Consider the following 19,021-nt stretch of genomic DNA (forward strand, 5'->3'; position numbering starts at 1 on the left):
CTATCGATGAAAGATGAAGTCAGATGTCGAGAACCAGATGGGGTACGCCGTTCGACGTCCTGCGCGGCGAAATGCCGTCGGCGTCGATCTGCGCGTTGATGCGCCGGCGGAATGCCGAGAAGCTCTCGAATTCCACCACGTCGACCGGTTCGTCGAAGTGAATGGTGATCCGGTAGAGCCCGCCGGATTTTGCCGACATCGCCAGAATCTTGCCTGTGAAGGGCTTGTTCAGGTAGCGTCCGCGCACGGCGGAGCCGACATCGAAGGGCGCATCCGGCCCATCATTCGGTTTCGCCGCCAGTGCCGACAGCGTGTTCCAGTCGCGCAGCCCATGCTGCTTGGCGATCAGCTCCAGTGCCGTGCTGTGGCTCATGTCGTCGCCGCGCCCGATCATGGCCTGACGCAGACGCCGGGCCTGAGCCTTCAATTCGTCTATGGACGGATACGTCGTCATAGGATCAGCCTTTGCTAAGGCACGCACTTACGACCGTGAAACGGAGCTCGCGTTACCGTCGATCAGCATGCCCTATGTGGCTGTGACCAAGAACAGCGAGGACTTCACCTTGGATTTTCATCCGCGAGCGGCAGGCGCCTCGAACCGAGCATTCCTATGATCGAAGCCGATCCCAGTGTCAAGATGCGCTAAAATCGATACAAAAGACGAACCCGTTAAAATTCTATCTATGGAATTGACGCTTCCGCAAAACCTCCGTGCAAGGTTCATGGAGTAACCGAGATGAATTCGGTCTGTTCTTCAACAGGGAATGACAATGCTTCGCGCGACCCATCTGGCGAAAGTCAAATCCGAAGTTTATGAACGCAGCTGGGAACGCTTCTACGTCCAGAGGCCGGCGCGCCTCGTGGCGGTCCGTCCCTGCCTCACCGGCATCTCCGTGCGCAGCGCCGAGATCATCGACATCTCGCGCGGCGGCGCCAGTTTCGTCGTCGGCACGACCGTCGGCCTGCCGAGCCACTATTACCTGAACATTCTCGGTCTTGCCTATCGCATCGCCTGCGCCGAGGTGAACCGCAACGGCAACCGCGTCCACGTCCGCTTCATCAACCTGATCGAGCCGGAGACATTGCGCCGCGTGGTGCGTGCCGATTTCATGATCGGCAATACCGAAGCGCTGGCTGCGCGCGGCAAGAGGCAACTGGTATAAATTCCATGAGAAATGGCAGGGCCGCCGATGGCTGCGTTCGGCCTTGAGCCGCCATTCCCATATTCGTCTGGCGGGACCGTCTCTTAGCGCTAGTTGACGACTTCACGTCCTCAGTCGTTTCTCACGTCCCCACGGGCATATCGAGCAGGCGGCATGCCTGCATATCGCGCAAAGGCGACGCTGAAAGTGCTTGCTGATCCATAACCTACGCGTTCGGCCACCTGATCCATGCCCAATTCGCGACTGCGCAATAGCTGCTTTGCAAGAGCCATACGCCAGGCCAGTAGATATTCCATTGGAGGCAAGCCAACGACGCGGCTGAAACGCGCAAAGAAAGCCGATCGAGACAGGGCCGCTTCGGTTGCAAGATCCGCCACGGTCCAAGGATAGGCAGGACGCGCATGCATCGCGTGAAGTGCTGCAGCCAAGCGTTCATCCGCAAGGCCGCGGCTCAGGCTCGGCGTGACGGCTGTTTCCGCGCCGGATCGCAATGCCTCGATCAACAGTACTTCCAGCAGCCGTTGCAGCACGAGTTCGCGCGCCGGCCGCCGCTCACGTGTTTCCTCGCCGACCAATTGCATCAGTGTAGCGAGTCGGGGCTCATCGCGAACGATAACCACGTCAGGCAGGAGGGAAACGAGCAAGGCCGCATCCGGCGCGCCGAAGCTGCAATGCCCGATGCGCATGCGCACATCGGCCGGCTCGTCGAGGCGGCCGACACGGAAATGGCCGCCACTCAACTGCATCGGAACCATGGGAGACAGATCGGCCGGTGCATCGACGCTCTCGTTGATAAGGTCGCGCATGGCCGGCACGAGCACGAAATCACCGGCCTGGAGAATAAAAGGCGGATGCCCTTCAAACGTTACGCGGCAACGCCCCTCAAGGATTGCGCAATAGAATGGTTCGCCCGTGGCCTCCCGATGAATTCGCCAGGCGCCGGCGCATTCCACCAGTTTCGAAAAGCGTGCGGCCGGCTGCAACAGCGTGACGATTTCGGCAAGAGGATCAATTGTCATCATCAGGACTAACGCTAAAGAAATGGAGACTGCAGCGTATATAAAGTCTCTGGCTTGGTCACTACCATGGCATCATTCCTTTCGTTTGGAGAAGCTCATGTCCACGATATTGATCACCGGTTGCTCGTCTGGCTTCGGCCTGGAGACTGCGAAACTGTTTTTTGAACGAGGGTGGGATGTGATCGCGACAATGCGCACACCCAAACCCGAGCTACTGCCGGTTTCCGAGCGCCTGCGTATTCTCGCGCTCGACGTCGCTGACCCGGCAAGCATCGGGGAGGCTGTGAAGGCTGCCGGTCCGATAGACGTATTGGTCAACAATGCCGGTTTCGGAGCGCCCGCACCGGTCGAGCTGACCGCACCGGAGACGGTGCAGTCGCTGTTCCAGACAAATACGATCGGCACACTGGCGATGGTTCAGGCTGTATTGCCCCAGATGCGTCAACGCCGGACCGGAGTCATCGTCAACGTCACGTCCACGGTGACCGTTAAGATCTTACCGGTAATTGGGGTCTATCGAGCAAGCAAGGCAGCGGTGAACGCCTTCACCGAGTCCTTGTCGGTGGAGATGGAGCCGTTTGGCGTCCGGGTGCATATTGTCTTGCCAGGCCGCTCACCGGAAACACGTTTTGGGGAGAATGCGCGTCCGCATTTGCGTGGTTTGGACGATCCGGATTATGCGCCACTGATCCAGCAATTCGTAAAGAATGTGCAGGACGACACCGGTCCAGTGACTTATGCTCCCGACGTGGCGGAGGCGGTTTGGCGGGCTGCCAACGATCCATCCGCGCCGCTGCGAATTCCGGGAGGTGCGGATGCCGAGCTTTGGATGGCCGAGGCAGGTTTGTAACCGGAAACCGTGGCCGCCGAAAAACTGCTGTTCCAACCGACCATGCATTAACAGGAACGCGCAGCCGTCTAGCGAAGCGCGTTTACGCTGCCTTATGAATTGTCGAACAGGTGATCCTTCATCGGTTGCGATGACTGCAAATAGCGCAAGGTGGACGAATGTCTTTCCACCTTGCAACCACCTGCCAAGCGCCTATTCTGCTGCGTCTTGCAACTGCATTCGGGAAACAAAGCCAGCATGTCCGCCTTCTCGCGCTTCACGCCGCTGATCAGCGCCCTTCCCTCCACCGTGCCCTTCGTCGGCCCCGAAGCGCTGGAGCGTCAGCGCGGGTTGACGGTCCGAGCCCGTATCGGCGCCAATGAAAACGGTTTTGGACCAGCGCCTTCCGTCATCGCGGCCATGCGCGAAGGGGCCGGCGATATCTGGATGTACAACGATCCGGAAAATTACGAGCTGAAGCAGGCGCTTGCCGCGCACCTCGGCGTACAGGCGGCGAGCATCGCCGTCGGTGAAGGCATCGACAGCCTGCTCGGCCTGATCGTCCGTATGGTCGTCGAACCGGGCACGCCCGTCGTCACTTCGCTCGGCGGTTATCCCACCTTCAATTTCCATGTCGCCGGTTTCGGCGGTCGCCTCGTTACCGTGCCTTACGTCGATGACCGCGAGGATCTCGGCGGGCTGCTTGAGGCGGTGAAGCGCGAGAATGCGCCGCTCGTCTATTTCGCCAATCCCGACAATCCGATGGGCAGCTGGTGGGATGCCGACAAGATCGTCGCCTTTGCCCGTGCGCTGCCGGAAAACTGTCTGCTGGTGCTCGACGAAGCCTATAGCGAAACCGGACCGGCCAGCTCGCTGCCGGCGATTTCCGATCTGATCGGCCTGCCGAACGTGCTGCGCACCCGCACCTTCTCCAAGGCCTATGGGCTGGCCGGCGCCCGCGTCGGCTATGCCATCGGCGCGCCGGAGACGGTGCTGACCTTCGACAAGATCCGCAATCATTTCGGCATGAACAGGCTCGCGACCGTGGCGGCCCTTGCTGCCCTGAAGGATCAGGCCTATCTCGCCGAGGTGGTCGGCAAGATCCGGGCCGCGCGCGAAGAGATCGGTACGATCGCCCGCGACAATGGCTTGCTGCCTCTTGCCTCGGCCACAAACTTCGTCGCCATCGATTGCGGCCGAGACGGCACCTATGCCCGCGCGATCGTCGACGGGCTGATCCAGCACGGCGTTTTTATCCGCATGCCGGGCGTAGCCCCGCTCAATCGCTGCATCCGCGTCAGCGTCGGCCCCAAGCAGGATCTGGATCTCTTGGCCGAAGCACTGCCGAAAGTACTGAAGGCGATCGGCTGACCGGCGGGAGGCATCCTGTATTGATTTTTTTACACAATTCCGGACGAAAAACCGCTACATGCTTTTCCTGGAGTTGCTGCGAAACGACGAAACCGCGCCTGCCTTGTCCCGGCCGGTCGCGGTTTTCATCATTTCGGCTGGCATCTCCTTCGGCCGCCGGCATCCCCTCTTCCGAGGTCAGGAAGTGGCATTCGATTCGACGCGGTTCAGTGCGTGGTCATCCATTCGCGGGCGGCGCGCAGCGCTGCTGCGAGCTGCATCTTGGTCAAGGTCGCTGCGACGTCGGCACGAAGTTCGGCGGCACGCTCGCTGCCGCGGATGGCCGCGATATTCAACCATTTGTGAGCGGCAATGAGGTCCGCGGTGCAGCCCCTGCCGGTCGCGTAGTTCACGCCCAATTCGCAAAGTGCATCGGCGCCGTTACCACCCATCATGGCATTTCCAGACATCGTCGTTTCGAAGCGTGCCATTGCTATTATCCCTGTTTGACTTCTGTTCGTATCTGCCCTGTTTTCCGTCCGAACCTTGCCGTCGTTCGCGGCTTTCCGGTTCTTCCGGCCGGCGGGTTTGCCCCGCTCGTTTGATGGCTTCACTATCGCAGACGGCTTTCAAAAAACGCCTAAAATGCATGATTAATTCGATGCAAACAAAGTGCAAATGCTTGGTAAACTTGGGATTTTGTTAAACATCGCTTCCCTTGCAAATTAAGGATTTTCGGGCGAGTTTAATCTTCTGTTAGGATTTGAATTTAAACTCTTTCTTCACCACAAAAGGAACGCGTTCCGATTGGATGAAGTATTCAACAAGGCTGATGGACGAGACGACAGAGGCGATCTGCGCTCCGAAAACCATATTTACCTTTACGTTCGCGTCAGATAATCTTGACCTTATGCCCGTCTGGAATGCCGGGCGGCGTCCGGGGGAGAAACAACATCATGATCCGTGCCACCATTCTTGCTGCCGCGCTGCTGCTGGGCGCGAGCGCGGCTTTTGCCGAAGAGCCGATCGTCGGCAACTGGAAAACCGTCGAGGGCGATACCGCCGCCATCATGCCTTGTGCGGACAGCTACTGCGTAACGCTGAAGACCGGAAAATATGCCGGCAAGCAGATCGGCAAGATGCAGGGCAAGGGCGGCAGCTATACAGGCGAGCTGACAGATCCCTCCGAAGATAAGACCTATAGCGGTTCCGGCACCGTGAGCGGCAATAGCGTGAGGATGAAGGGCTGCGTGCTGAAGGTATTCTGCAAATCGCAGACCTGGACGAGACTTTAAAAAGGCGTTTGCCTCTTACAAAATGCATGTCAGGCCTGCCCGCTATCAGCCGGCAGGTCTTTTGTTATTTGCCTGCGGATAAAGGCGGGCGACCATTCGAAACCGGTAATATTTCTGAACGCCGGATGAACCGGTATCTCAGCACCTGTTCAGCCTGACCATGGCAAAACAATGTCCAGTATAGGGCACTGGTAGGGCCAGGAACATGGACTCGATGATTATCGCACGGCGTTTTGTTGTTATCATGCTGTTTGCCGCCGTCTTTGCATTCAGCTTCTCGGTTGCGGTGGAGCATGCGGGCCGCAGCGGTGCGCAGTCGCATTTCGGTGCAAGCTTCACTTGCCTGCAAACCGGCACCCCTTACTGCACGACCGTGCAGTAAGGGACTATCTCCGCGCCCGATGCGCGGAGGACCCGATGTGGCCGCAAAATAGCTGCGAGAATTCGGATCATGAGCCGCAACGTCGTTTGCTTGTAACCAATGACACTCTATAATGGCTCATGAGCAACAGAATCTCTTCTTTTTCACCCCTCGACATCTCCTCCCCCAGCCCGTTCCAGCCCCGGACCTTCGATGATCCGGGCAAGGCCGTCGATGCGCTGGCCGAGCTTTATGAGCGCAATACCGCGTTTCTGATCGACAATTTCGCCAAGCTTGCCAAGGGCGCGCCAATCACGGCGCGCTATCGCGCCTTCTATCCGCAAGTCAGCATCGAGACGACGAGCTTCGGCCATGTCGATTCGCGCCTCTCCTACGGGCATGTCACCGCGCCAGGCGTCTATACGACGACGATCACCCGCCCGCAGCTCTTCAAGCATTATCTCAAGGAACAGCTGACGCTCCTGATGCGCAGCCATAATGTTCCGGTGGTCGTGTCGGAATCGACGACGCCGATCCCGCTGCATTTCGCATTCGGCGAAGGTGCGCATGTCGAATCCTCTGCTGCCGTCTTCGAAGACATTCCGCTACGCGACCTCTTCGATACGCCCGATCTGAACACGACCGACGACGAAATCGCCAACGGGGAATATATCCCGCCACCAGGCGAGCCCTCGCCGCTTGCACCCTTCACGGCGCAGCGCATAGACTATTCTCTGGCTCGCCTCGTCCATTACACGGCGACCAGCGCGGCGCATTTTCAGAATTTCGTGCTGTTCACGAACTACCAGTTCTATATCGACGAATTCTGCACTTGGGCGCGGGATCTGATGGCCAAGGGCGGCGACGGTTATACCGAGTTTGTCGAACCGGGAAACATCATCACCAAGGCTGGCTTCAGTCATCCCGAAGGCGACACCACGCCACCGCGACTGCCGCAGATGCCCGCCTACCATCTGAAGAAGAAAGGCCATGCCGGGATCACCATGATCAATATCGGCGTCGGTCCCTCCAACGCCAAGACGATCACCGACCACGTCGCCGTGCTTCGCCCGCATGCCTGGCTGATGCTCGGCCATTGCGCCGGCCTGCGCAACAGCCAGCGCCTCGGCGATTATGTGCTCGCCCATGCCTATATGCGCGAGGATCACGTTCTCGATGACGATCTGCCGGTCTGGGTGCCGATCCCGGCGCTCGCCGAAGTGCAGGTGGCGCTTGAGGCCGCCGTTGCCGAGATCACCGGCTATGAAGGCTTCGAGCTGAAGCGCATCATGCGCACGGGCACAGTCGGCACCATCGACAACCGCAACTGGGAACTGCGCGATCAGGCAGGCCCGGTGAAGCGGCTGTCGCAGGCCCGCGCTGTCGCGCTCGATATGGAATCGGCAACGATCGCCGCCAACGGCTTCCGCTTCCGCGTTCCCTACGGCACATTGCTCTGCGTTTCGGACAAGCCTCTGCATGGCGAGCTGAAACTGCCTGGCATGGCGACGGCCTTCTACCGTACGCAAGTGAACCAGCATCTGCAGATCGGCATCCGCGCCATCCAGAAACTGGCCGCCATGCCGCCGGAAGCGCTGCATTCGCGCAAGCTGCGCAGCTTCTTCGAAACGGCATTTCAGTAAGCGCCAGCAGGCAATGGGGCTTCACCCTATTGCTTTTCTGCTGACACCGATTGCTCCTGGTGAGCGGCCGCGACTTGCGGCCGTTCGTCGTTTGGCGCCGCCCATAAATTCAGACCAAGGATCATCACGGCAAAAATAGCAAATCCGATCATCGTGCGGGCAATCACTTCGCCGGGATTTGACATTTGCAATAACTCTTCATCCGACAGGGTCTTCTTGTGCCAGTTGTGGATGAGGGCTGCTTCAAGATTGTACATGTCCGTTTCTCCTTTTTGAGATGACGGAACTGGTCGTCCGGCCTCGAGCTTTTTCGACAGCACCGGAAATTTTTGTCATGCTGCGGATCGGGATGTCGATTTGCTTCGCAGCCGCTCGTCTATGGCTGTCAGCAAATTGAAGAGGAGACGCTGCGATGAAATATCTCTGCCAGGTCTGGTTCGATGGCACGAGGCTCGATGCCATGGCCAAGGAGGAAAAGCACAAGCTCGATGCGGATTCGCTCGGCTATGACCGAGATCTGATGGCGAGCGGAAATATGATCCATGCCGAAGCGCTGCAATCGCCGAAGTCTGCGGTGACAGTGCGGGTCCGTAATGGCGAGACATCGGTGACGGACGGTCCCTTCATCGAAACCAAGGAGTACCTAGGCGGCTTCATCCTGATCGAAGCGAAGGACCTGAATGATGCGATCCGGATTGCCGCCGGCATTCCGCTGGCCAAGCTCGGCGCCATAGAGGTGCGGCCGATCTATTCCTTCGGCCCGAACGTTTGAGGAGGCGACGATGAAATTCCTTTGCCAGGTGTGGTTCGAGAGCGCGGAAATCGCCAAGATTTCCGAAGAGGAAGGGCGAAAGCTGACGCAGGATTCGATCGACAACGACAACCGGCTGCGCCACAGCGGCCATCTCATCGTCGCCAATGCCTTGCGCGAACCGGAGACGGCGAGAACGGTTCGTGTACGCAAGGACGGAACCACCGTTACCGACGGCCCATTCGCGGAGATCAAGGAACATCTCGGCGGCTTCGTGCTGATCGAGGCCCAGGACATGGAGGAAGCGACCCGTATCGCCGCCACCTTCCCCGTCGCGCACTACGGCATGATCGAGGTTCGCGCAGCCTTCGACATCCGCTTTCCGGACGAATGATTGAGAAAGGAAAATAGATGCGGTTTCTATGCTTGATCTACATGCCCGTCGATATCGACGGAAGACTGACGCAAAGGGAAATGAATCATCTGGTCGCCGAGCATTTCGTCTTTGACGAAGCCTTACAGCGGGACGGCACCATGATCGTTTCGGAAGCGCTGGCGCTTCGGGACAAATCGATCGTCATCCGCCCGGACGGCAAAGGATTTTCGGTGACGGACGGGCCGTTCGCGGAGACGAAGGAGCATCTGGCCGGCTTCTATCTCATCGAAGCCCCAGACCTCGAGGGCGCTGCCGATATCGCCAAGCGCATTCCCTCAGCGCGTTACGGCGCCGTCGAGATCCGCCCGGTGCGCATCCTGACGCTTCAAGGCGATCTCGCGGAGAATAATTGACGCCCGTGTCGCTGAACCAGACCATCGATAGTATCTATCGCAGTCACTCACGCCGCGTGCTGGCAACGCTGATCCGTCTGCTTGGCGATTTCGACAGGGCCGAGGAGGCCCTTCACGATGCCTTTGCAGCAGCGGCGCAGCAATGGACGGAGGAGACGATCCCGGCCAATCCCTATGCCTGGCTCGTCTCAGCCGGCCGCTTTCGCGCGATCGATCACATCAGGCGCCGAACGCGCTTCGATACTGCGCAGGCCGATATCGCTGACAGTCTCTATCCGGAGGGCGAAACAATGGAGACGTCGGAAAACGAGGAGATCGAGGACGACATGCTGCGGCTGATCTTCACCTGCTGCCATCCCCTCGTACCCGCCGAGGCACGTATGGCCATGGCTTTGCGCGAAGTCTGCGGGCTAACGACGGAAGAGATCGCCCATGCCTTCCTGATCCCGGCTCCGACAGTCGCCCAGCGCATCGTCCGCGCCAAGAACCGCATCCGTGCTGCCCATATTCCCTACGAAGTGCCCGATAAAGCTCATCTGCCGGAGCGGCTGGCGCAGGTGCTGCATGTCATCTACCTCGTCTTCAACGAGGGCTATTCGGCATCATCGGGCGCTGCGATCGTGCGCGCCGATCTTGCCGCGGAGGCCATACGGCTCGGCAGGCTGCTGCTGCAGCTATTGCCGGATCCGGAGGTCGAGGGGCTGCTGGCGATCATGCTGCTGCAGGATTCGCGACGAGATGCGCGCACCGATACATCAGGCGATCTGGTGCTGCTTGTCGACCAGGATCGCGCGCTTTGGGATCACAGTCAGATCCGCGAAGGCCTGGCGCTATCGGCGCGGGCCATGTCAGCGGAGAGCGTAGGCAGCTACACCCTGCAGGCCGCGATTGCGGCGGAACATGCGCGCGCCGTGACCGCTGAGGATACCGACTGGCGGCAACTCGTGATGCTCTACGACCTGCTGCTGATCGCAAGCCCCTCCCCGGTGATCGAACTCAATCGGGCAGTCGCCGTCTCCATGCGTGACGGACCGTCGGCGGCGCTTTCCATTGTCGACGGATTGCTGCAAGAGGAACGCATGGCGCGGTATCATCTCACCCATGCGGCGAAGGCCGATTTTCTGCGCCAACTTGGCCGGACGGACGAGGCGCGGCAATCTTACCAAACCGCGCTTTCGCTGTGTCAGCAGGCGCCGGAGCAGGCATTCCTGCGCAGGCGATTGGCCGAGCTTGAGAGCAAGACGCTACAGTAGCCGGTCAGCCGCGCTTGCGCGAGATCAACAATCCGATCGCGGTTCCCGTCAGCGCGGAAACCACGATCAGCAGGTGAGCATTGATGCTGGCCTGTGCGAGATTTTCGATTGCCTCCTTCGCGCTCGAAGCGCCGAAGGCCATCGCGCCGGCGGTGATGCCGGCCGGATAGGTGCCCACACCTCCTGGCGCATGCACGGGCAGGACTGACGACAGTTCGCCGCCGAGCGCGCCGCCGAAGCTTGCCGAGAGCGGCGTCACGTTCATCAGGCCGAGCGCCCAGGCAAGCACCACGACCTTGACCAGCCAGTTGACGATGGTCGTCAGCCAGGCGCGCGCAAAGGCCCGGGCGTTGACCGGCAGGCCGCGTTCCAGCTCATGCACCAACCCTTGCGCCTTCTTCGGCAGAACGCGGGCTGCAAGACGGATCAGGGGCCGGCGAGAGGCAAAGCCTGCGACCGGCAGCAGCAGAAAAACCGCCCACAGCATCCAGGCCAGGACATGATAAGACGAAGCAAGCGCAAGGCCGACGCCGGCTGCGGCCAGCAGCGCATGCAGGTCGAGCAGCCGCATGACGAACAGCGCCGAGGTTCCCCGCGCCAGCGGAATGCCGAACTCCGAGCGCATCAGTACCGGAAAGCTCGTTTCCCCCGTGCGGAACGGCATCATGATATTCAGCAGATTATGGACCTGCGTCACGCGGAACAGCGCCGCGAAATGGCCCGATGTTTCCTTCGGAAAGTAGTCATAGATGCGCCAGGTCCGCAGGAAATAGGTGCCGGTCAGAAATGCGAGAGCGAGAAGGATGGGCAATGCGCCGACCTTGCCCCATTGCGCCAGGATCGAGCCCCAGCCCCAGAACCATTCGATGAAGCCGGCGTAGGCTACTACGACCGCGAGCGTCAGCAGCGTCATTCGGTTGCGAATAAACCAATTCTGTCGGCTGGCAACCGTCGGAGTCTTCATGTAGTTAGGGCACCCAAATGCGAGCGGAAGGCTGAAACCGGACTTCTCGCTCGTTCCGTCCGGCAGGTTCTGCCGGTCTTTTAGGAGAAAGAAGTGTTGCAGACAACGGCAGAGTCGCCCCTCCCCCAGGCCGATATGGCGAGTCCCCTTGAGCTTTCGCTGGTCGTGCCCGTCTTCAACGAGGAAGAAAGCGTCGGCCCGCTCATCGAGCGCATCTGTGCAGCCATGACCGGCTTTGCCAAATCCTGGGAGCTGATCCTGGTCGACGACGGCAGCACGGACGCGACGCTCGTCAATGCCCGACGGTCGCTTTCGCAGGAAGGGTTGATCCTGCGCATCGTCGAGCTTCAGCGCAATTTCGGCCAGACCGCGGCTATGCAGGCCGGCATCGATGCGGCCAACGGCCGTCTGATCGCGACCATGGACGGCGACCTGCAGAACGACCCGAGGGATATCCCCTCCATGGTCGAAGAGCTTGAACGGCGCCAGCTCGATCTGCTCGTCGGCTGGCGCAAGAACCGCCAGGACGGCCTCCTGCTGCGCAAGATTCCCTCATGGTGCGCCAATTACCTGATCGGCCGCATCACCGGCGTCAAACTGCACGATTATGGCTGCAGCCTGAAGATCTATCGTTCCTCTATCATCAAGCAGGTGAAGCTGATGGGCGAGATGCATCGCTTCATCCCCGCCTGGGTTGCCGGCGTCGTACCGAGCTCGCGGATCGGCGAAGTCCCGGTCACCCACCATGCCCGCCAGCACGGCACGTCGAAATACGGGATCTCGCGCACTTTCCGCGTCATCCTCGATCTGCTGTCGGTGATGTTCTTCATGCGCTACAAGGCACGGCCGGGACACTTCTTCGGCTCGCTCGGCCTCGGCCTCGGTGCGCTTGCCGGCGTGATCCTGCTCTGGCTCTTCATCGATAAATTCATCTTCGGCGACGATATCGGCAGCCGTCCGCTACTGATGGTCGGCGTCGTGCTGCTCCTGTCATCGGTGCAGATGATCACGACAGGCATTCTCGCCGAAATGATCGCCCGCATCTATTATCGCGACGACCTTTCGCCGAACTACATCGTGCGCAAGATCTTCGATCGCGATCATCAGGACGCCTAGGCATATTGCGCCCATGCACGGGCCTATCCGCAAAAGGAGCTGAACCGCGCATTGGTCCGAAAGAGGATATCAAGAGCCTTCACAAGGCGGGCAAGCGGGAAGTGCCGGCATCAGCGCCGAGGCGCTGATCACGGTTTCACTTTCGCCCAGACAGCGTCGAGCGCGCCCCGCGCGATGCGCACCATGGCATCTACTTCCTCAAGGCTGATGACGAGCGGCGGCGAAGCCAGCATGCAGGATATTTTCAGTGAGCGGTATCAGCGGCTTTACGGAGATACGAAGCACAAGGAAGCGATCCGCCATCTGCGCTGCGCTTCGGATTTCGACTATCGGACCTACGTGCCCCGCCTTTGAGCGATCAAATAGCCACGCTATCGATGATACCTTCACGCTTGACGCTGGCGGCGGTCCCTTGCCGAACCATGACCCTAAGCTCGCCGGGGTGCACCTTCAGCGTCACGTCCCGCTCGAGCGGCAGCAATTCACCATCCATGACGCAGTTCGAAAGGTGCCGCAGCTTCGGGAAATGCAGATGCACCTCCGGCGCGTGCATGACCATGACGTCCGTGTTCTCGCGAACCCGGCCGCGCAGCATATCGAACGCAAGGCGGGCAACGCCGAGCGGCCGCAGTGGCTTTGCCGTGTAAAAACCGAGCTCGCCGCTGCGAAGACTGTCGGCGTAAAGCAACGCATTGGCGCCGAAGGGATTGTTGGAGACGGAGATCGCCGAGACATGCCTGCGCTCGCGAATGCCGCCGGCCTCGAAATCGACATCGAATTCCGGCGGATTGGCGATGACGCCGAAGGCGGCCCGGGTGCTCGCCGACATTTTGCCGATGCGGGAGCGATAGGTATAGGCGTTGCGATAGCGCACCATGCGCGCATGCAGGCCCGCTGAAAACTGATGAATGAAGGCGCGGCCATTAGCGCTGCCGATATCGACATTGTCGACCTCGCCTGTCGCCAGCACGACGAGCGTCTGCCAGATGTCGAGCGGCAGGCGCAGCGAGCGGGCAAAGAGGTTCATGGTGCCGGCTGGGATGACGCCAAGCGCGACGCCGTTCTTCCAGGCGATGGCGGCGGCCGCCGAAATCGTGCCGTCTCCTCCGCCTGCGACGATCCCGTCGATGTCGTCGCGGCGTGCGGCACGCTCCATCGACGACACGATGTTGCGCCCCTCCACCACCACAGCTTCGAAATCGTGGCCGGCGTCGCGAAAGACCTGTTCCGCTTTTTTCTCGTAAGCAGCCATATCGGTTGTGCGGAACGTGCCGCCGTCGCGATTGAAAAAGCCGATCAACTTCATTGGGGCTCTCGGTCTTCCCGCAAATTATCTCTGAGGGGCTGAAACCCCGTGCGCTCCTTGTCAGATGGTTTCGGTTGGAACGATTTCAAGCATGGCGACCGCTTCGCCCGACCGGCGGCAACAGACTTATGCATGATCCGACATACTGCGCTGCAAAAAATGCACACGACAGAAATAATGCCCTCATTGATAGTATCAACGGAGGCATGTCCATGCCCCACCAGTCCCTTATTCCATTTTGATGCACTGAGCGCCGTGCTGGGATTTGCCGCCTCATTCTCGGCGCATGATCCGATTTGCCGCCCAAGGAGTTTTCGTGAGCGATATTGCCGTCGAGGTCCTCGATACCCAAACCTCCCTCGAAGCGCCCTCACGCGCCACGATCGCGCTGGTGACATTGGCTCTGGCGGTCGGCAGCTTCGGCATCGGCACGGGCGAATTCGTGATCATGGGACTTCTGCCCAATGTTGCCGGCACTTTCGGCGTCACCACGCCGGAAGCGGGCCACGTGATCAGTGCCTATGCCCTCGGCGTCGTCGTCGGTGCGCCCATTATCGCCGTACTTGCCGCCAAGATGGCGCGCCGCACGCTGCTCCTGCTGATGATGGCGATCTTTGCCGCCGGCAATATTTCCAGCGCCTTTGCGCCGACGTTCGAAAGCTTCACCGCGCTGCGATTCATCACCGGCTTGCCGCATGGCGCCTATTTCGGTGTCGCGGCGCTCGTTGCCGCCTCTATGGTGCCGGCCCACCGCCGTGTGCGCGCCGTCGGCCAGGTCATGCTTGGCCTCACGATCGCGACGCTGATCGGTACGCCGATCGCAACCTTCCTTGGCCAGGTTCTCGAATGGCGTGCGGCCTTCATGATGGTCGGCGGCGTCGGCCTCGTTGCTATGCTGCTGATCGCCCTCTTCCTGCCGAAGGACAAGGTCGAGGAAGGCGCCAGCATCACCCGCGAACTGGGTGCCTTGAAGCGTATCCAGGTCTGGCTTTCGCTTGGCGTCGCCGCCATCGGCTTCGGCGGCATGTTTTCGATCTTCAGCTACGTCGCCACAACGACGACCGAGGTCGCCGGCCTCGGCAGCGCCATGGTGCCCGTGGTGCTTGCTCTCTTCGGCATCGGCATGAATGTCGGCAATATCGTCGGTTCGCGCCTCGGCGATATCTCGATCAAGGGAACGATCGGCGGCATGATGATCTTCAACATCGTTATCATGATGCTGTTCTCCCTGACCGCCGCCAATCCCGTCATGCTCTGCATCTGCGTCTTTCTGATCGGCTGCGGCTTTGCCGCCTGTCCCGCCGTACAGACCCGCCTGATGGATGTGGCTGCGGATGCGCAAACGCTGGCCGCGGCCTCCAATCACTCCGCCTTCAATATCGCCAATGCGCTCGGCGCCTGGCTCGGCGGGCTCGTAATCTCCTGGGGCTTCACCGCGGCCGCGACCGGATATGTCGGCGCGGTTCTCTCTGTCGGCGGCCTTGCCGTCTTCGCCCTCTCGGTTGGCCTGGAGCGGCGCACCGGTCACGTCTGAGACTGTGGATTCAAAGGGCGATATCGGCCTGTTCGCCGCGGGAAAATGATGAGCTGGCCATCATCACCGGCTTCCGAGCCGGCGAAATTCCCGAAAAATCGAGCCGGACGCGTGTCGTCCGCTCACGCTACTTTGGCGGTTCGGCAACGAATTTCGGTGCATTGCATAAGCTTCAGCCGCCTAAGCAAATTTTTCTTGCGACATTGGCCCTTAAACCGCGTCCACCTCTTGACTTTTCATTCCTTCGGCGCGACTTCTCCGCACGTGGGGAACAGCGTTTTCCATACCGATTAACCGGAGTCATCTTTCGATGCCTAGCGACAGTAGTAGTCGATTGCCTTTGCCGTCAGTAGCATTCGTGCACTAACCGACTCCTGTCGGCTCGCCACGATCCGCTACGACGGCGGATCGACCGGAAAGGCGAGCTATAATGAACATCAACAGCTTTCCCACGCGGGCCGGCAATGCCGCGCGCGCATTCATCAATAACAATCGAGCCGTCACCATTGCGGAACGTGTCGAGGCTCTGAACGCAGTAGATGTGGCAGAGGCTGCCCGCATTCTCGCCAAAATGCCGGAAGAGCGCGCTGTGCGCATTCTCGACCGACCGGAACTGCGTAACGCTCCCGCCATTCTCGAAGTCATGGGCAATGCGGACGCCGCACGGCTGCTGCATGGCATGTCCAACGACCGCGTCGCCGACGTGCTCCTGGAAATGGATGTCGAAACTCGCGCCCGGCTCTTCGCAACATTCGACGAACATGCAAAGCAGGCGATCCAGGGCCTGATGGGCTATCCGCCGCGCACGGCAGGCGGCATCATGACGACGGAATTCGTCAGCGTGCCGGCAAGCTGGACCGTGGCCCAGACGCTCGACCACGTTCGCCAGGTCGAGCGCTCCCGCGAAACCGTCTACGCCATCTATGTTCTCGACGACGAAACGCATGTGCTGCTGCATGTCGTGACGCTGCGCCGTCTCATCACCGGCGAGCCGGATGCCTGCATCCTGACCGTGGCCCAGAAGGGCGTGCCGGTCACGGCGCCGCCGCTGATGAAGCAGGAGGATGTCGCGCGCCTGATCCGCCGCCACGATCTGCTGGCGCTCCCGGTCGTCGACGACAAGGGCCACATGCTCGGCATCGTCACCGTCGACGATGTCATCGACACGATGATCGCCGATACGACCGAAGATGCCCAGAAGTTCGGCGGTATGGAAGCCCTCGGCCAGCCCTATATGAAGATCAGCTTTGCCGGCATGATCCGCAAGCGTGCCGGCTGGCTCGCAGCCCTCTTCCTCGGCGAAATGCTCACGGCAAGTGCCATGCAGCACTTCGAAGGCGAGCTGGAGAAGGCCGTGGTGCTGACGCTCTTCATTCCTTTGATCATGAGCTCCGGCGGCAATTCCGGCTCGCAGGCGACCTCGCTGATCATCCGAGCGCTGGCGCTTGGTGAACTCAAGCTTGCGGACTGGTGGCGCGTTGCGTTCCGGGAACTTCCGACCGGCATCGTACTCGGCGCGATCCTTGGCCTCGTCGGCTTCGCCCGCATCGTGCTCTGGCAAAGCCTTGGCCTGTTCGACTACGGTCCGCACTGGCAGCTGGTCGGCTTTACCGTATTCGCGGCGCTGATCGGTATCGTCACTTTCGGCTCGTTGGCCGGCTCGATGCTGCCCTTCATCTTACAGAAGCTGCGGCTCGACCCCGCCAGCGCATCGGCGCCGTTCGTCGCGACGCTGGTCGATGTCACGGGCCTTGTGATCTATTTCTCGGTCGCGCTGCTGATCCTCAGCGGCACGATGCTCTGAGAATAATCAGACTCTCCTCGCAAAGGGGCCGGCGACGGCCCTTTTGTGTTTTTACTCCGGCTGTTTCATTCAGGCTGTGGCAGTTTCAAAGCACCATTGGTCTTGATGGTGCGGATCGCAAAGTTGGAACGCAGGTCGACCACGCCCGGAAGCACCAGAAGCTTTTCCGACATCACCTTCTCATAGGCAGCCAAATCCTCGACCACGACTTCCGCCAGGAAATCGGCCGTGCCCGAAATCAGATGGCAGGCGACGACTTCCGGAATGGCGAGCAACGCTGCCTGCTGCGTCTCGGAATTCTCCTTCGAATGATGGCCTACCTTGAGTTCCACGAAGACCGTGAGACCGAGACCGGCCTGCTTGCGATCGATATCTGCGCGATAGCCGCGCAAGAGCCCCGATTTTTCCAGATTTCGGATGCGCCTCAGGCAGGGAGACGGCGAGAGATTTACCCGCTCGGCAATCTCGACATTGGTAGCGCGCGCATCCTCCTGCAGGCAATTGAGGATCGCGATATCGAATTTATCCAGTTTTGGCATATCCGAAAAGTCCAATTATCGATATTGGCAGATTATTGCTGATAACACGATTTTTGAGACATAACTAGCAAGGACATGCCTCGGCCTTCGGCGCTATCTTCTCTTCATTCGAAAGAGAACCGGATCGTTGGAAAGGATATGTCGATGACCGCTTTGTCTCTCTCCACCCGCAAGGCAACCCCCACCGTGGTCGGCTATGCCGGTGCCATCGTCACAGTCCTGATCTGGGCGAACTGGATTCTGGCCACCCGCCACACGGCCGAAGCGCAGATGGGCACCATCGACCTCGGGCTAATCCGCTACGGCGTGCCGGCGCTGGTGCTCGCTCCCGTCTGGTGGCGGACGGGCCTGCTGCCGAAGAGCGTGCCGCTGAAGCTGCTGGCGCTGATGGTCTGCGGCTCCGGCGCCCTCTTCTTCCAGCTCACCACCTTCGCCATCCAGTTCACGCCCGCCTCATCGGCCGGTATCCTGCTCGGCGGCTCCATGCCGCTGGCGGCCGCTTTGATCGGCGTGCTCCTGTTTCGCGAACGGCCCGATATCACGCGCTGGCTCGGCCTTGGTGGCATCGTCGCCGGCGTCGTCATCCTGCTTGCCCGCAGCCTTTATGGCGTGCAGATCTCCTGGGAAGGCTTCACGCTGCTGCCGCTTGCCGCTCTGCTCTGGGCAACCTACACCCACGCTTTCCGTCGCTCGGGCCTCAGCGCCGTGCAATCGAGCGCCATCATCGCCGTCTGGTCGTTCCTGATTCATGCCGGTCTGGCCGCCATCTTCGGCAGCTCGCTGACTTCAATCCCCCTGCCGGAAATCGGCCTGCAGATCGTCAGCCAGGGGCTACTATCAGGCCTTGCCGCCACGCTTGCCTACGGTCTTGCCGTCCAGGCTCTCGGTGGCACCCAAGCCGCAGCGTTCACCGCGATCACTCCGGTTCTGGCCACGATCGGCGGCGGCTTTCTGCTCGGCGAGGAAATCGGAATGGCAGGGATTGCAGCCGCAATCGTGACCGGCGTCGGCGTTGCCCTTTCCACAGGCCTGCTCGCCCGGAAGGCCGTCCAGCATTAAATCGCATTTTGCTGAGATATGGAGCGGTTCAGCGAAGTGCTGAGCCGCTCTTTCTATTTGCCTCTGAAATTCATGGAGCTAGGATCAAAATCGAAGCGCCATGGCTACGCGTCTGGCCGGATCGGCGCCGTGGGCCAATTCATTCTCCAGGATCTGCGTGAGAGCGGCCGGCCTTTCTCCATCATCGAGGATTTGAAATCCTAAGGACGCATAGAATGGCGCGTTGAAAGCCACGTGCCGGTCCGT

The 19,021-nt window shown here is 60.3% G+C and carries 22 protein-coding genes; 15 read left to right on the forward strand and 7 right to left on the reverse strand.

Features of this window, described 5'->3' with window-relative positions; all coding sequences use genetic code 11:
- Positions 1 to 19: 19 nt before the first annotated feature.
- The gene (locus tag Q4Q11_RS01125) at positions 20 to 454 is read right to left on the reverse strand and encodes a glyoxalase superfamily protein (protein WP_498568292.1); all 435 of its coding nucleotides are present in this window, start codon (positions 452 to 454) and stop codon (positions 20 to 22) included.
- Positions 455 to 764: 310 nt separating this feature from the next.
- Here Q4Q11_RS01125 and Q4Q11_RS01130 point away from each other — a divergent pair, with 310 nt between their 5' ends.
- Positions 765 to 1,163 carry a PilZ domain-containing protein gene (locus Q4Q11_RS01130; RefSeq protein WP_498568293.1) on the forward strand — a complete coding sequence of 133 codons (399 nt, stop codon included), beginning with the start codon at positions 765 to 767 and terminating at the stop codon, positions 1,161 to 1,163.
- A gap of 110 nt (positions 1,164 to 1,273) precedes the next feature.
- On the opposite strand, the gene Q4Q11_RS01135 is transcribed toward Q4Q11_RS01130, so the two are convergent.
- Complete coding sequence (locus Q4Q11_RS01135) at positions 1,274 to 2,182, reverse strand: AraC family transcriptional regulator (protein ID WP_498568303.1); 909 nt, start codon at positions 2,180 to 2,182, stop codon at positions 1,274 to 1,276.
- Positions 2,183 to 2,279: 97 nt separating this feature from the next.
- Between Q4Q11_RS01135 and Q4Q11_RS01140 the strand changes: the two genes are divergently transcribed.
- Both Q4Q11_RS01140 and Q4Q11_RS01145 read left to right on the forward strand, forming a co-directional pair.
- Positions 2,280 to 3,032 (forward strand): SDR family oxidoreductase, encoded by a 753-nt coding sequence (locus tag Q4Q11_RS01140; RefSeq protein WP_112505682.1) that lies wholly within the window; start codon positions 2,280 to 2,282, stop codon positions 3,030 to 3,032.
- A gap of 237 nt (positions 3,033 to 3,269) precedes the next feature.
- On the forward strand, positions 3,270 to 4,382 hold the full coding sequence (locus tag Q4Q11_RS01145) for a pyridoxal phosphate-dependent aminotransferase (protein WP_112505685.1): 1,113 nt from the start codon (positions 3,270 to 3,272) through the stop codon (positions 4,380 to 4,382).
- A gap of 206 nt (positions 4,383 to 4,588) precedes the next feature.
- Here Q4Q11_RS01145 and Q4Q11_RS01150 read toward each other — a convergent pair whose 3' ends face one another.
- Positions 4,589 to 4,852, reverse strand: a complete 264-nt coding sequence (locus Q4Q11_RS01150) for a tetratricopeptide repeat protein (protein WP_112505688.1) — start codon at positions 4,850 to 4,852, stop codon at positions 4,589 to 4,591.
- A gap of 465 nt (positions 4,853 to 5,317) precedes the next feature.
- On the opposite strand from Q4Q11_RS01150, the gene Q4Q11_RS01155 reads away from it, so the two are divergent.
- From Q4Q11_RS01155 to Q4Q11_RS01165, 3 genes are all read left to right on the forward strand, one after another.
- Positions 5,318 to 5,656, forward strand: coding sequence for a DUF2147 domain-containing protein (locus tag Q4Q11_RS01155; RefSeq protein WP_112505691.1), 339 nt, complete (start codon positions 5,318 to 5,320; stop codon positions 5,654 to 5,656).
- Between the two features lie 214 nt (positions 5,657 to 5,870).
- Positions 5,871 to 6,038 carry a hypothetical protein gene (locus tag Q4Q11_RS01160; protein WP_162701587.1) on the forward strand — a complete coding sequence of 56 codons (168 nt, stop codon included), beginning with the start codon at positions 5,871 to 5,873 and terminating at the stop codon, positions 6,036 to 6,038.
- 119 nt (positions 6,039 to 6,157) lie between these two features.
- Positions 6,158 to 7,660: an AMP nucleosidase gene (locus tag Q4Q11_RS01165; RefSeq protein ID WP_112505694.1), complete on the forward strand. Its 1,503-nt coding sequence runs from the start codon at positions 6,158 to 6,160 to the stop codon at positions 7,658 to 7,660.
- A gap of 26 nt (positions 7,661 to 7,686) precedes the next feature.
- Here Q4Q11_RS01165 and Q4Q11_RS01170 read toward each other — a convergent pair whose 3' ends face one another.
- Positions 7,687 to 7,917 carry a hypothetical protein gene (locus Q4Q11_RS01170; RefSeq protein ID WP_112505697.1) on the reverse strand — a complete coding sequence of 77 codons (231 nt, stop codon included), beginning with the start codon at positions 7,915 to 7,917 and terminating at the stop codon, positions 7,687 to 7,689.
- A 155-nt stretch (positions 7,918 to 8,072) separates the two neighbouring features.
- Here Q4Q11_RS01170 and Q4Q11_RS01175 point away from each other — a divergent pair, with 155 nt between their 5' ends.
- Genes Q4Q11_RS01175 through Q4Q11_RS01190 form a run of 4 tightly spaced genes read left to right on the forward strand, consistent with a single transcriptional unit; the run spans position 8,073 to position 10,453 of the window.
- Positions 8,073 to 8,432 (forward strand): YciI family protein, encoded by a 360-nt coding sequence (locus Q4Q11_RS01175; RefSeq protein ID WP_112505700.1) that lies wholly within the window; start codon positions 8,073 to 8,075, stop codon positions 8,430 to 8,432.
- 10 nt (positions 8,433 to 8,442) lie between these two features.
- A complete protein-coding gene (locus tag Q4Q11_RS01180; protein ID WP_112505703.1) occupies positions 8,443 to 8,805 on the forward strand; it encodes a YciI family protein in 363 nt (120 codons plus the stop codon).
- 17 nt (positions 8,806 to 8,822) lie between these two features.
- Complete coding sequence (locus tag Q4Q11_RS01185) at positions 8,823 to 9,200, forward strand: YciI family protein (protein WP_112505705.1); 378 nt, start codon at positions 8,823 to 8,825, stop codon at positions 9,198 to 9,200.
- 11 nt (positions 9,201 to 9,211) lie between these two features.
- Entirely contained in the window at positions 9,212 to 10,453 is a 1,242-nt protein-coding gene (locus Q4Q11_RS01190; protein ID WP_498568304.1) for an RNA polymerase sigma factor, read from the forward strand.
- Between the two features lie 4 nt (positions 10,454 to 10,457).
- Here the strand turns inward: Q4Q11_RS01190 and Q4Q11_RS01195 are convergent, their stop codons facing one another.
- On the reverse strand, positions 10,458 to 11,417 hold the full coding sequence (locus Q4Q11_RS01195) for a lysylphosphatidylglycerol synthase domain-containing protein (RefSeq protein ID WP_112505707.1): 960 nt from the start codon (positions 11,415 to 11,417) through the stop codon (positions 10,458 to 10,460).
- Between the two features lie 135 nt (positions 11,418 to 11,552).
- Between Q4Q11_RS01195 and Q4Q11_RS01200 the strand changes: the two genes are divergently transcribed.
- Complete coding sequence (locus Q4Q11_RS01200; protein ID WP_498568305.1) at positions 11,553 to 12,533, forward strand: glycosyltransferase family 2 protein; 981 nt, start codon at positions 11,553 to 11,555, stop codon at positions 12,531 to 12,533.
- A gap of 183 nt (positions 12,534 to 12,716) precedes the next feature.
- Positions 12,717 to 12,887 carry a hypothetical protein gene (locus tag Q4Q11_RS01205; RefSeq protein WP_498568306.1) on the forward strand — a complete coding sequence of 57 codons (171 nt, stop codon included), beginning with the start codon at positions 12,717 to 12,719 and terminating at the stop codon, positions 12,885 to 12,887.
- A gap of 4 nt (positions 12,888 to 12,891) precedes the next feature.
- On the opposite strand, the gene Q4Q11_RS01210 is transcribed toward Q4Q11_RS01205, so the two are convergent.
- Entirely contained in the window at positions 12,892 to 13,839 is a 948-nt protein-coding gene (locus Q4Q11_RS01210; protein ID WP_112505709.1) for a diacylglycerol/lipid kinase family protein, read from the reverse strand.
- A 316-nt stretch (positions 13,840 to 14,155) separates the two neighbouring features.
- Here Q4Q11_RS01210 and Q4Q11_RS01215 point away from each other — a divergent pair, with 316 nt between their 5' ends.
- Together Q4Q11_RS01215 and mgtE are read left to right on the forward strand one after the other, a co-directional pair.
- Positions 14,156 to 15,373 carry an MFS transporter gene (locus Q4Q11_RS01215; RefSeq protein ID WP_498568294.1) on the forward strand — a complete coding sequence of 406 codons (1,218 nt, stop codon included), beginning with the start codon at positions 14,156 to 14,158 and terminating at the stop codon, positions 15,371 to 15,373.
- Between the two features lie 430 nt (positions 15,374 to 15,803).
- Positions 15,804 to 17,177 carry a magnesium transporter gene (mgtE, locus tag Q4Q11_RS01220; protein ID WP_498568295.1) on the forward strand — a complete coding sequence of 458 codons (1,374 nt, stop codon included), beginning with the start codon at positions 15,804 to 15,806 and terminating at the stop codon, positions 17,175 to 17,177.
- Between the two features lie 65 nt (positions 17,178 to 17,242).
- On the opposite strand, the gene Q4Q11_RS01225 is transcribed toward mgtE, so the two are convergent.
- Positions 17,243 to 17,716 carry an Lrp/AsnC family transcriptional regulator gene (locus Q4Q11_RS01225; protein WP_112335727.1) on the reverse strand — a complete coding sequence of 158 codons (474 nt, stop codon included), beginning with the start codon at positions 17,714 to 17,716 and terminating at the stop codon, positions 17,243 to 17,245.
- Positions 17,717 to 17,860: 144 nt separating this feature from the next.
- Between Q4Q11_RS01225 and Q4Q11_RS01230 the strand changes: the two genes are divergently transcribed.
- The gene (locus Q4Q11_RS01230; protein ID WP_498568296.1) at positions 17,861 to 18,775 is read left to right on the forward strand and encodes a DMT family transporter; all 915 of its coding nucleotides are present in this window, start codon (positions 17,861 to 17,863) and stop codon (positions 18,773 to 18,775) included.
- The last annotated feature ends 246 nt before the right edge of the window (positions 18,776 to 19,021 follow it).

It is taken from the genome of Rhizobium sp. UFLA01-1127 (assembly GCF_059803845.1).